The sequence below is a fragment of the Polaromonas sp. genome (assembly GCF_012927485.1).
Lineage (GTDB): Bacteria > Pseudomonadota > Gammaproteobacteria > Burkholderiales > Burkholderiaceae_C > Polaromonas.
Map to the genome: position 1 here is coordinate 305,108 of NZ_JABBPC010000036.1, position 11,197 is coordinate 316,304.

13 protein-coding genes, 1 tRNA gene and 1 pseudogene are annotated in these 11,197 nt (G+C 56.5%); 8 read left to right on the top strand and 7 right to left on the bottom strand.

What is annotated here, in order from left to right; translation table 11 throughout:
• The first annotated feature begins 13 nt into the window (after nt 1-13).
• Genes argJ through HHJ16_RS16470 form a run of 3 tightly spaced genes read left to right on the top strand, consistent with a single transcriptional unit; the run spans nt 14 to nt 2,641 of the window.
• Nucleotides 14-1,264 (top strand): bifunctional glutamate N-acetyltransferase/amino-acid acetyltransferase ArgJ, encoded by a 1,251-nt coding sequence (gene argJ, locus HHJ16_RS16460; protein ID WP_296902355.1) that lies wholly within the window; start codon nt 14-16, stop codon nt 1,262-1,264.
• Nucleotides 1,265-1,283: 19 nt separating this feature from the next.
• Nucleotides 1,284-2,168 carry an ATP-binding protein gene (locus HHJ16_RS16465; protein ID WP_296902357.1) on the top strand — a complete coding sequence of 295 codons (885 nt, stop codon included), beginning with the start codon at nt 1,284-1,286 and terminating at the stop codon, nt 2,166-2,168.
• A complete protein-coding gene (locus tag HHJ16_RS16470) occupies nt 2,165-2,641 on the top strand; it encodes an NUDIX domain-containing protein (protein WP_296902358.1) in 477 nt (158 codons plus the stop codon). Before HHJ16_RS16465 ends, HHJ16_RS16470 begins: the two co-directional genes overlap by 4 nt.
• 24 nt (nt 2,642-2,665) lie before the next feature.
• Here HHJ16_RS16470 and HHJ16_RS16475 read toward each other — a convergent pair whose 3' ends face one another.
• Both HHJ16_RS16475 and HHJ16_RS16480 read right to left on the bottom strand, forming a co-directional pair.
• Nucleotides 2,666-3,328 (bottom strand): lytic transglycosylase domain-containing protein, encoded by a 663-nt coding sequence (locus HHJ16_RS16475; RefSeq protein WP_296902359.1) that lies wholly within the window; start codon nt 3,326-3,328, stop codon nt 2,666-2,668.
• A gap of 27 nt (nt 3,329-3,355) precedes the next feature.
• On the bottom strand, nt 3,356-5,101 hold the full coding sequence (locus HHJ16_RS16480) for a proline--tRNA ligase (protein ID WP_296902360.1): 1,746 nt from the start codon (nt 5,099-5,101) through the stop codon (nt 3,356-3,358).
• 102 nt (nt 5,102-5,203) lie between these two features.
• Here HHJ16_RS16480 and HHJ16_RS16485 point away from each other — a divergent pair, with 102 nt between their 5' ends.
• Nucleotides 5,204-5,911: an RNA pyrophosphohydrolase gene (locus tag HHJ16_RS16485; RefSeq protein ID WP_296902361.1), complete on the top strand. Its 708-nt coding sequence runs from the start codon at nt 5,204-5,206 to the stop codon at nt 5,909-5,911.
• Entirely contained in the window at nt 5,908-6,411 is a 504-nt protein-coding gene (locus HHJ16_RS16490; RefSeq protein WP_296902362.1) for a CNP1-like family protein, read from the top strand. Before HHJ16_RS16485 ends, HHJ16_RS16490 begins: the two co-directional genes overlap by 4 nt.
• Nucleotides 6,412-6,455: 44 nt before the next feature.
• Here HHJ16_RS16490 and proB read toward each other — a convergent pair whose 3' ends face one another.
• The 4 genes from proB to rplU all read right to left on the bottom strand — a co-directional run bounded on the left by proB (nt 6,456) and on the right by rplU (nt 9,494).
• Complete coding sequence (proB, locus tag HHJ16_RS16495; protein ID WP_296902363.1) at nt 6,456-7,592, bottom strand: glutamate 5-kinase; 1,137 nt, start codon at nt 7,590-7,592, stop codon at nt 6,456-6,458.
• A gap of 103 nt (nt 7,593-7,695) precedes the next feature.
• Nucleotides 7,696-8,790 (bottom strand): Obg family GTPase CgtA, encoded by a 1,095-nt coding sequence (gene cgtA / locus HHJ16_RS16500; protein ID WP_296902364.1) that lies wholly within the window; start codon nt 8,788-8,790, stop codon nt 7,696-7,698.
• A 107-nt stretch (nt 8,791-8,897) separates the two neighbouring features.
• A complete protein-coding gene (rpmA, locus tag HHJ16_RS16505; RefSeq protein ID WP_296902365.1) occupies nt 8,898-9,155 on the bottom strand; it encodes a 50S ribosomal protein L27 in 258 nt (85 codons plus the stop codon).
• 27 nt (nt 9,156-9,182) lie between these two features.
• Complete coding sequence (gene rplU / locus HHJ16_RS16510; protein WP_296902376.1) at nt 9,183-9,494, bottom strand: 50S ribosomal protein L21; 312 nt, start codon at nt 9,492-9,494, stop codon at nt 9,183-9,185.
• A gap of 176 nt (nt 9,495-9,670) precedes the next feature.
• Between rplU and HHJ16_RS16515 the strand changes: the two genes are divergently transcribed.
• The 3 genes from HHJ16_RS16515 (at nt 9,671) to HHJ16_RS16525 (ending at nt 11,024) form a co-directional block, all read left to right on the top strand.
• A complete protein-coding gene (locus tag HHJ16_RS16515) occupies nt 9,671-10,654 on the top strand; it encodes a polyprenyl synthetase family protein (RefSeq protein ID WP_296902366.1) in 984 nt (327 codons plus the stop codon).
• An 11-nt stretch (nt 10,655-10,665) separates the two neighbouring features.
• Nucleotides 10,666-10,742: transfer RNA gene (locus HHJ16_RS16520), tRNA-Pro, on the top strand.
• A gap of 9 nt (nt 10,743-10,751) precedes the next feature.
• Nucleotides 10,752-11,024, top strand: coding sequence for a hypothetical protein (locus HHJ16_RS16525; RefSeq protein ID WP_296902367.1), 273 nt, complete (start codon nt 10,752-10,754; stop codon nt 11,022-11,024).
• A gap of 36 nt (nt 11,025-11,060) precedes the next feature.
• Here the strand turns inward: HHJ16_RS16525 and HHJ16_RS16530 are convergent.
• Nucleotides 11,061-11,197 (bottom strand): annotated as a pseudogene (locus HHJ16_RS16530) (IS3 family transposase); the annotation flags it as partial.

The following is an 11,197-nucleotide window of genomic DNA, read 5'->3' on the forward strand; positions in this document are numbered from 1 at the left end:
TGGAGTTAAGAACATGTCCGTCAATCTCGTTGCAACGCCTGCCGCAGACCTGTACCCAGTGCCTGGCGTGCGCTGGGGGATCACCGAAGCGGGGATCCGCAAGGCCAATCGCAAAGACTTGGCCGTGCTACTGCTGGACGAGGGGGCTTCGGTAGGCGCTGTTTTTACACAAAACCGGTTTTGCGCTGCACCGGTCCAGATCTGCCAGAAGCACTTGGCAAAAGCGGTAGCTGGCGATCTCGCTGGCGAAGGTATTCGCGCCCTGCTGATCAATACCGGAAACGCAAATGCCGGTACCGGTGAGAACGGATTGATGCGTGCCGAAGCTAGCTGCATTGCGCTGGCTCGTGCGCTCAATGTCTCAGTTGGGCGAATCCTGCCGTTTTCAACCGGGGTGATCATGGAGCCCTTGCCCCATGAGCGTATTGCGGCCGGGTTGCCGGGAGCGCTGGCGGATGCCAGGGAAGACAACTGGGCCAACGCCGCAGAGGCGATCATGACCACGGACACGGTAGCCAAGGCGTTTTCAACCCGAATCACGCTGGGTGGCGCAGCCGTCACCATCACCGGGATCAGCAAGGGAGCTGGCATGATTCGGCCCAATATGGCGACCATGCTGGGTTTCATGGCGACCGACGCTTGTGTTTCTCAGTCGCTCATGGTGCAGCTTGCCAGGGAGTTGGCTGAAGGTTCGTTTAACCGCATTACCGTCGACGGCGACACCTCTACCAACGATTCCTTTGTGGTCATGGCCACTAACCGGGCAAAACATCCGCCGGTGACCTCGCTGGACAGCCCTGACGGTCGAACTTTGCGGGCTGCCATGATGGCTCTCGCGCAAAAATTGGCGCAAGCCATCGTGCGCGATGGGGAAGGTGCTACCAAGTTCATTACGATTCGGGTTGACGGTGGAAAAACCGGCGAGGAATGTCGCCAGGTAGCGTATGCGATCGCTCATTCACCGCTGGTAAAAACAGCTTTTTTTGCCAGTGATCCCAATTTGGGCCGGATACTGGCCGCGGTGGGCTATGCGGGCATCGACGACCTGGATCAGACCCAAATAGATTTGTACCTTGACGATGTCCTGGTGGCGAAAAACGGCGGACGATATGTGGATTACATAGAGGCTGACGGCCAGCGCATCATGAAACAAAGCGAAATCAACGTACGGGTAGTGCTGGGCAGGGGACCGGCCGCTGACACGGTCTGGACCTGCGACCTCTCCTATGACTACGTCAAAATCAACGCCGATTATCGAAGTTAAGCCGTTAAGCAGAGCAGAAATGAACCAACCGTTTGAGCGCCTGATGGCGCGGGTCGAATCCCTGGTCACCCGTATTGAATCCGTGTTGCCGAAACCGCTGTCAGCGCCTGACTGGACCGTGTCAGTAGCCTACCGGTATCGCAAGCGCAGTTCGGGCCATGGCGCGCTGGAACCCGTCAAACATCTGGGGACCATACGCCTGACTGATTTAAAAGAGATTGAAGATCAAAAGGAAAAAATCCAGCGCAACACCGAACAGTTTGTCAGCGGCCAACCCGCCAACAATGTCTTGTTGACCGGCTCACGCGGCACTGGAAAATCGTCCTTGATCAAGGCCTGCCTGAATGAGTATTCAACCCGTGGATTGCGGCTGATCGAGGTGGACAAGGCTGATCTGACGGATCTGCCGGACATTGTGGATGTGGTCTCGGGTTTGCCTGAGAAGTTCATTGTTTTCTGTGACGACTTGAGCTTCGAGGAAGGCGAGTCCGGCTATAAGGCACTCAAGTCCATTCTTGATGGCTCTATCGCCGCTGCAACTCCGAATGTGTTGATTTATGCCACCAGCAACCGGCGCCACCTGCTGCCCGAGTACATGATGGAGAACCTCACCTATACGCACACTGAAAGTGGAGAAGTGCATCCGGGAGAAGTGGTGGAAGAAAAAATATCGCTATCAGAGCGGTTCGGTTTGTGGGTCAGCTTTTACCCTTTCAGCCAAGACGAGTACCTTGCCATCGTGACCCAGTGGTTGTCGTCCTTCGGCGTTGGTGCCCCTGCCATCGAGGCCGCACGAACTGCATCGTTGGTGTGGGCGCTGGAAAGGGGGTCGCGCAGCGGTCGCGTGGCTTACCAGTTCGCGCGCAACTATGCCGGCCAGCACGCTGACATCAAAGGCCCATGAGAGGACCGGTTCTGATCGCTGACGCGGACCTGCCCCGCGAGGGTGGTCCCGAGCGGAAGGTGGTGGAGGTAGCCGTCGGGGTACTGGTTCGGGCCGACGGCCGGTTTCTACTGACCTCTCGTCCTCCCGGTAAGGTCTACGAAGGATACTGGGAGTTTCCCGGTGGCAAGCTGGAGCAGGGCGAGAACGTCGAGCAGGCGCTACGCCGTGAACTTCAGGAAGAAATAGGCATCACGATCGGTAGCGTGCAGCGCTGGAAGGTAGAGATGGTGGATTACCCGCACGCGCTGGTCAGGCTCCACTTTTGCAAGGTGTTTGATTGGAGCGGCGAGTTGCAGATGCACGAAGGGCAGTTGTTTTCATGGCAACGCCTTCCTGTGGCCGTCAAACCGGTTTTACCGGGCACCATTCCGGTTTTGAACTGGTTTGCGGAAGAGCGCGAATTTTTAGGTGAGACCCATCTGACTGGCTGACCCCGCGCAGCTTAAAACGGCAGCCTAGCCTCCAAAATTCCAATATTGACTGGCAGCCATGACAGCGTTCGGGTAGGGGGCCTTGCCCCGCGAGCCGTTGTAGCGGCCCAAGCCCATAAAAACATCCCCTCGTTCGCGGTCCAGGTAATGGCGGAGGATTACGCAACCGAAGCGTAGATTGGTTTGCATGTAAAACAGCTTGCCGGGGTCGCCATCGCCAATCACACGTGTCCAGAACGGCATGACTTGCATGTAACCGCGGGCCCCCACATTGCTAACCGCGAACTTGCGGAAATTGCTCTCGACCTGGATCAAGCCGAGCACCAGCGTGACGTCCAGTCCGGCTCGCTTGCTTTCGTACCAGACGGTTTGCAGAAATTCCTTGCGGATCTGCCACTCTGGATTCTTCTTTTTAAGGCGATCGCTCATAGCGCCCAGCCAGCGCAGATAAGCCAGCCGGCTCTCCGTGTCCCTAAACTTGGGTATCGGGGGGGCATGGTTGGCCACGGCTGAACTCAACGCCGTGCGAACAGAGTCGATAAGTGGCTCCTCGACCTGCGCCCCCGCGCTCGCCTTGTCTGAAAACAATAGAGGTAGGCAGCCGGAAACTATGGACTGCAGACACTTTCTTCTTGAAATTTGCGCTGAGACAGACGAAACCGCGACGCGTGGCGCTAACAGAGTCATAAGAAATTGCGGGCGGTCATTCAGCGTTTACAAGCTTAGTTTTCCCTTGAGGAAATCCAACACAGCGGCAGCTTCCACTTTGCTGGCTGTCGTGTCGCGGCGGTGCTGGTATTCAACTTGTCCTTCCTTCAAACCGCGGTCTGAAATGACCACGCGGTGCGGCACACCGATCAATTCCCAGTCGGCAAACATGGCCCCAGGCCGCTCATCGCGGTCATCCAGCAGTACGTCCACCCCCGCTGTTAGCAAGTCGTCATGGAGCTGGGTCGCTGCGGCCTTGACTACCTCGCTGCGGTTCATGCCTATGGGGCAGATCACCACGGTAAACGGGGCAATGGCGTCAGGCCAGATGATGCCGCGCTCGTCGTGATTCTGCTCAATGGCGGCGGCCGGCAGGCGTGTGATGCCTATGCCGTAGCAGCCCATTTCTAAGAATTGCGGTTTGCCGTTTTCACCTAGAAAGGTCGCATTCATCGCTTGGCTGTATTTGGTGCCGAGGTAGAAGACATGACCTACTTCAATGCCGCGCTCGATCACCAGCACGCCCTTGCCGTCGGGTGAAGCGTCGCCCGCAACGACGTTGCGAATGTCAACAATCAGGTCAGGCTCGGGCAGGTCGCGACCCCAGTTGACTCCCGTGATGTGAACGTCAGCTTCGTTGGCGCCGCAGACCCAGTCGGCCAGCACCGCAACTTCGCGGTCTACCACGAGCTTGACCGGTTTCAGTAGATTGAGTGGTCCCAGGTAGCCTGGTTTGCAGCCAAAGTGATCTTCGATCTCGGGCAGGCTGGCGAAGCGGAAACTTGTGCCCAGACCGGGCACCTTGCGGACCTTGACTTCGTTCATGTCATGGTCGCCACGCAGCAGCAGCAGCCAGACCTCGGACTTGACCACTTTGCCGGCTTCGTCGATCTGGTCTGTAGCCAAGACCAGCGACTTGACCGTGACTTGTAGCGGGATGCCCAGCAGTTCGGCTACGGCGGCGCAGGTTGCCTTGCCCGGTGTCGGTATTTTGGCCATCGTCTGTGCGGCGGCTTTGCGCGGACCGGGAGGCGCGAGTGCCTCCGCCTTTTCCATGTTGGCTGCGTAGTCGCTACTGGGACAGTAAACAATCGCGTCTTCGCCCGTGGCGGCGATCACCTGGAACTCTTCACTCAAGTCACCGCCAATCGCACCGCTGTCAGCAGCAACCGCGCGGTATGTCAAACCAAAACGGTCAAAAATACGGCGGTAAGCCTGCGCCATGATTTGATAGCTGGCTTTAGCGGCGGGTTGGTCGCGGTCAAAGCTGTAAGCGTCTTTCATGATGAATTCGCGTCCACGCATCAGACCAAAACGCGGACGGCGCTCGTCGCGGAATTTGGTCTGAATTTGGTACAGATTTTTGGGCAGCTGCTTGTAGCTCTTGATGTCTTGGCGCATCACGTCGGTGATGACTTCTTCGCTCGTCGGCTGGACCACAAAATCACGGCCGTGACGATCCTTGATGCGCAGCATTTCAGGGCCCATGGCTTCGAACCGGCCGGTTTCTTGCCACAGCTCTGCAGGCTGAATTACCGGCATGGCCATTTCCACAGCGCCGGCGCGGTTCATTTCCTCGCGAACAATCGCTTCGACTTTTCGGATCACGCGCAGACCCATGGGCATGTAGTTATAGATGCCAGCCCCCAACTTTTTGATCATGCCAGCGCGCGTCATGAGCTGGTGACTAACAACTTCCGCGTCAGCAGGCGCTTCCTTGAGGGTTGAAATGAAGAACTGGGAGGCTTTCATAAGCTATTTTTCTGGGTTTGGGGAGCGTAGTCGTGCTGTGCGCTAGGCGCAGGGGCCTTCGCTGTGCATAATGGACTTAGTTTAAAGAATTGAGGTTTGATTATGCTTGACCGGGACGGCTTTCGGCCCAACGTCGGCATCATCTTGCTCAACCAGAGAAGTCAGGTATTTTGGGGCAAACGTATTCGTACCCACTCATGGCAGTTTCCGCAGGGTGGCATTGACCGGGGTGAAAATCCCGAACAGGCCATGTTCCGTGAATTGCATGAGGAAGTTGGGCTGTTTCCTCAGCACGTGCACGTGGTGGCCCGTACCCGAGACTGGTTGCGCTATGAGGTGCCTGACCGGTTTATCCGGCGCGATGCGCGCGGGCATTACAGAGGCCAGAAACAAATCTGGTTCCTGTTGCAACTGGTCGGTCACGACTGGGATCTAAACCTGCGCGCCACGGATCATCCAGAATTTGACGCTTGGCGTTGGAACGACTATTGGGTGCCACTAGATGTTGTGGTGGAGTTCAAGCGGGGCGTCTATGAAATGGCACTCACCGAGTTGTCGCGCTTCGTGCCACGCTTGGATTTTCGGTTTGAGCCACGCTCAGATCATCGCAGCCGCTACATGCGCGGCGGCCCGAACCAGCACGATCTGGTCGTGAATCATCCCGCAGAGGCCAGTTCTCCCACGGTGGATAACTCAATGCATCCGTATGCTGTCAGGCTTGGCGCGTCGTTTGAGCTGCCTCCCGGTGCTACTTTCGAGCCCGATCCGCAGACCAGTTTGCGGGTGGATTCCCAGACTACAAAAACATGACAAAAAAAACGATATTTGGGCTTTTTTCGACGATCTTGCTTAGCTTGACTTGTACGGCTTGGGCGCAGCCTGCGGCGGACGACCCCGAATGGAAAGAGGCCGAAGTGCCGCCGCCACCTGCGTTTGACGTTAGTAAACTCATTACATTTGAGGGGTCGCCCAACTCATCGCTGGTTTATGGTGTCGATCCTGCTTCCATCCGCATTTCCAACAGCGATAGCGTGGTGCGCTATGTGATGGTTGCGACCAGCGCCAGTGGCGCAAGAAACGTGATGTACGAAGGGATACGCTGCTCCACGGGAGAGTTCAAAACCTACGCCCGCTATTCATCGGATGGCCGCTGGAATATGGTGACGCCGACAGAGTGGCGCTCCATGTTTGACAACATGCCATCCAAGCACGCTTTGCGATTCGCGAAGGCTGGCGCGTGCGATAACGCGGCACCGGCGTTATCGGTCGATGCATTGGTCGTTCGGCTCAAAAACCCATTTAAAAATTAGACCGTAGAAGTCAAAAGATGTTTCTTCTCGCTCCGGGGTTATTTTTACCGGCTGAGGACTAAGTTGGTTCGGTGAACCATTTCTGGCTCGCCGGTGTAACCCAGTAGTTTTTCGAATTCCGTGGATGGCTTGCGACAAATTAGCCGGGCTTCGGAACTCGAATAATTGGCCAAGCCGCGCGCAATTTCTGCGCCGTTCTCATCCCTGACTGCGATGACGTCGCCGCGCGAAAAATCGCCCTGCACTTCAGTCATACCAATGGGCAGCAGGCTTTTCCCTTCGTTGCGGACCTTGCTGACGGCGCCGCTGTCCACGGAAACTGAACCGCGCATTTGCAGGTGATCGGCAATCCACTGCTTGCGGGCCTGCATCTTTTGAGTTTGCGCCACCAGCAGCGTACCGATCGCCTCGCCTTGGGTCAACCGGATCAATGCCTGAGGCTCGCGTCCCCAGGCAATGACCGTAGAGGCTCCTGAGCCCGCAGCGCGTTTTGCAGCCAGGATTTTGGTGATCATACCGCCGCTGCCGATGCCCGAGCCTGCACCGCCCGCCATCGCTTCCAGTGACACATCACCAGCATGTGCCTCGCGTACAAATTTGGCGGTGGGGTCCTTGCGCGGATCGGCGGTGTACAGACCTTTTTGGTCGGTCAGGATAATCAGCGCATCGGCTTCGACAAGGTTGGCCACCAGCGCACCCAGGGTGTCGTTATCGCCAAACTTGATCTCGTCGTTGACGACGGTGTCATTTTCGTTGATGACTGGAACAACACCGAGGTGGAGCAAGGTCAGCAGGGTAGTGCGGGCATTGAGGTATCGCTCCCGGTCGGCTAGGTCGGCATGTGTGAGCAAGACTTGCGCGCTGCCAATGCCGTTCTCTCGCAATTTGGTTTCATACATCTGGACCAGCCCCATCTGGCCTACTGCGGCGGCGGCCTGGAGCTCGTGAATGGCTTTCGGGCGGATAGTCCAGCCCAGACGTTTCATGCCTTCGGCGATGGCGCCGCTGCTGACCATGATGACTTCGCGCCCGTCCTTGATCAAGGCGGCCAACTGCTCACACCATTGGCCGATGGCGATAGCGTCAAGGCCGCGGCCTTCGTTGGTCACCAGGCTGGAACCCACCTTGACCACAATGCGTTTGGCGTTGCGCAGAATAGAGGTGCCTGTTTGATCGTGCATTTTCAGCGTTTTAAAACAATAACCTGATTAAGACGCGCGGTTATTGCTATGTATCTTAGAGCGCAAGGGCGCTGCGCCTGCAACTGCATCACCGCAACCGATGTTAATCGGGGGACGTCGGTTCTGGCGACTCAGGAGGCAACTCAACAAATCGTGGATCCACTTCTTCCTCGGGTTGCTCGCTTTTTTGCACTTTCTTAACATGCTGGTAAATCGTCTTGACGAGTTGCTCGCAGCCCTCCCGCGTCAGTGCTGAAATTTCAAAGACAGGCCCTTTGAATTTGAAACGCTTTACAAAATCTTTAACGACGGCAACGCGTTGATCGGCATCCACCATGTCGAGCTTGTTGAGCACCAGCCAGCGCGGTTTGTTATAAAGCGCTTCGTCGTATTTTTTAAGTTCTCCCACGATGGCCTTCGCCTGAGCGACCGGATCCACGTTTTCGTCGAAGGGTGCCAAGTCAACGATATGCAGCAACAGGCGAGTACGCTGCAAGTGCCGCAAAAAGAGATGCCCCAAGCCAGCACCCTCCGAGGCACCCTCAATAAGACCTGGCAAGTCAGCCACCACAAAGCTCTGTTCAGGGCCGACCCGGACCACGCCCAAATTAGGATGCAGCGTCGTGAAAGGGTAATCGGCGATGCGCGGGCGGGCGTTGGATACTGCCGAGATAAAGGTGGATTTTCCCGCGTTAGGCATGCCGAGAAGGCCGACATCGGCGAGTACTTTCAGCTCAAGCTTCAGGTTCTTTCGGTCACCCGGCCAACCCGGTGTTTTGCTGCGCGGCGCGCGGTTGGTAGAGCTTTTAAAGCGCAAATTACCAAAACCGCCGTCGCCTCCTTTGGCGATCAGGATTTGCTCGCCAGGCACCAGTAACTCAAAAAGAACCTCGCCGGTTTCGGCGTCGGTGAGTATGGTGCCCACAGGCATTTTGAGGATGACGTCGTCGCCTTTGGCGCCAAACATGTCAGAGCCCATACCGTGCTGGCCATTGCGGGCCTCATGACGGCGCGAAAACCGGAAGTCCACCAAAGTGTTCAGGTTGACGTCTGCAACCGCATACACATGGCCGCCGCGTCCGCCATCACCGCCATTGGGGCCGCCGAACTCTTTGTATTTTTCGTGGCTGAACGAAACGCAGCCACTCCCGCCGTCGCCCGCAGCAATGTCAATATAAGCTTCGTCAACAAATTTCATGATGGGGTAGGACGCGATTAGAGCGGGGCAGTTGAAGTACTGATTGAGAGTTTACAAACAAAAAAGCCCCGACAGGTCGGGGCTTCGACGCTATCGAAGTGATCGGCTTACGCCGGCGTCACACTGACGGTTTGCTTGTTCAGCGCGCCCTTGATGGCGAAAGATACTTGGCCATTAACCAGCGCAAACAAAGTGTGATCTTTGCCGATGCCGACATTAACGCCTGGGTGGAACTTGGTCCCACGCTGGCGCACGATGATGCTGCCTGCGTTGATCACTTCGCCGCCAAATTTCTTGACGCCCAGCATTTTGGGCTGTGAATCACGCCCGTTTCGCGTAGAGCCGCCGCCTTTTTTCTGTGCCATTTTTCGTTACTCCTGGTACTTTACTGGTCAACCGGCGATAGCGCCGATGAGCAGTTCAGTGAAGTTCTGCCGGTGACCCTGGCGTTTCTGATAGTGCTTGCGACGGCGCATTTTAAAAATGCGCACTTTGTCGTGCCTGCCGTGAGCCACTACTGTGACTGTGACAGTTGCGCCGGACACCAAGGGCGTACCAACCTTGATTGTGCTGCCGGTTCCGACAGCCAATACCTGGTCAATAACGATCTCTTGGCCTACGTCCGCAGCAATCTGTTCTACTTTAATTTTTTCTCCAGCAGCAACTTTGTATTGTTTGCCACCGGTTTTTATGACCGCGTACATGTAAGACCTCGTAAATTGAGTTCCGCGGACGGATTTCCGCAGAGCCCAGGATTCTAGCATGTCGGGTCAAAAAATGGACTATCCGGCGATTTCGGGCGGTGGGCCGGCCCGATTGAGTCTGATATCTGACGGCGGGTTTTCTATAATCTGGCGAAACTTAACGTCTGGACGTCCTTTTGGCTGCTAATTCTTCAAGCACTGCTGCTGCCCTTGCCCTGATTGCCGACGACATGCGCGGAATGGATGCGGTCATTGAGCAACGCCTCAAATCCGAGGTGCCTCTGGTCAGCCAGGTTTCTCATTACATCGTGGCCGCTGGAGGCAAGCGCTTGAGACCGGCTCTCTTGCTGCTAATGTGCGGTGTCCTGGGCTACCGCGACGATCAGCGCTACAACCTTGCCGCCGTGGTGGAATTCATTCACACCGCAACGCTGCTGCATGACGACGTTGTGGACGAGTCCACGCTGCGTCGCGGGCGGCCTACCGCCAATGAGGTTTTTGGCAACCCTGCAAGCGTGCTGGTGGGGGATTTTCTGTATTCCCGGGCCTTTCAGATGATGGTGGATGCGGGCGATATACGCATCATGCAAACCCTCGCGGAGGCCACGAATGTGATTGCTGAAGGGGAGGTCCTCCAACTCATGAATATGCATGATGCGACGTTGTCTGAGGAGGGCTATCTCCGGGTGATCCGCTCCAAGACAGCCAAGCTGTTTGAGGCGAGTGCCCGGTTGGCGGCGTTATTGGCGCGGTCATCTGCCACCGTCCAGCAAAGCTGCGCAGATTATGGGCAGGCGCTGGGCACTGCATTTCAGGTCATCGATGATGTACTGGACTACGACGGTGATGTTTCCGAAATGGGTAAAAACCTGGGAGATGACTTGCGCGAAGGCAAAGCAACGCTGCCCCTCATCATTGCGATGCAGCGAGGCACGGAGCTTGAGCGCGCCGTTATTCGCCAGGCCATTGAAACGGGAGGGACGGATCAGATGGCCCAAATTATTCGGATCGTGCAACAGACGGGCGCGTTGCGGGCCACTCGGGACGCCGCCGCCGTGGAGGCTCAGCGCGCGTTGAACGCCTTGCACACGTTGCCTAAAAACCTTTACAGTGATGCCTTGACGCAGCTAGCTTCTCAGTTACTGGCAAGGCGTGCCTAGTTTTTTCAAGGCGGGGTGTAGCTTAGCCTGGTAGAGCGCTACGTTCGGGACGTAGAGGCCGGAGGTTCGAATCCTCTCACCCCGACCAGATTTTTTCTTGAAATCAACGACTTACGTAATCGAGGGCTGGCTTGAGGACAGTGAAGCCCATGGGCAGGTCCTGCTGGAGCCCTACCGCGTCACTCTGTACGAAAGCGACAAGCCGGTTCGAAGCACAAAGTTCAAGATGCGCGAGACCTGCAGCAGCTTGATGTGGATTTATAAACGGCTGTCGGAGGTGACGGCTATTGACATCGAATACTTCATCGCCGAATGCCTGCTGAGCGTTCCTCCAGACACCGAATCCGAGTTCCTTGAAAGCAGGCTCTGAATCGCCCCGGGTTTCGTGGAGGCCCGTTGGGTTAAGTCAGGCAGACACTGCAGCCTGACTGGTTAATTGCCGATAGTAATTTTCTTCAGCTTCGGCAGGGGGAATGTAACCGATGGGCTCAAGCAGCCGGTGATGGTTAAACCAGGACACCCATTCCAGCGTAGCAAGTTCCA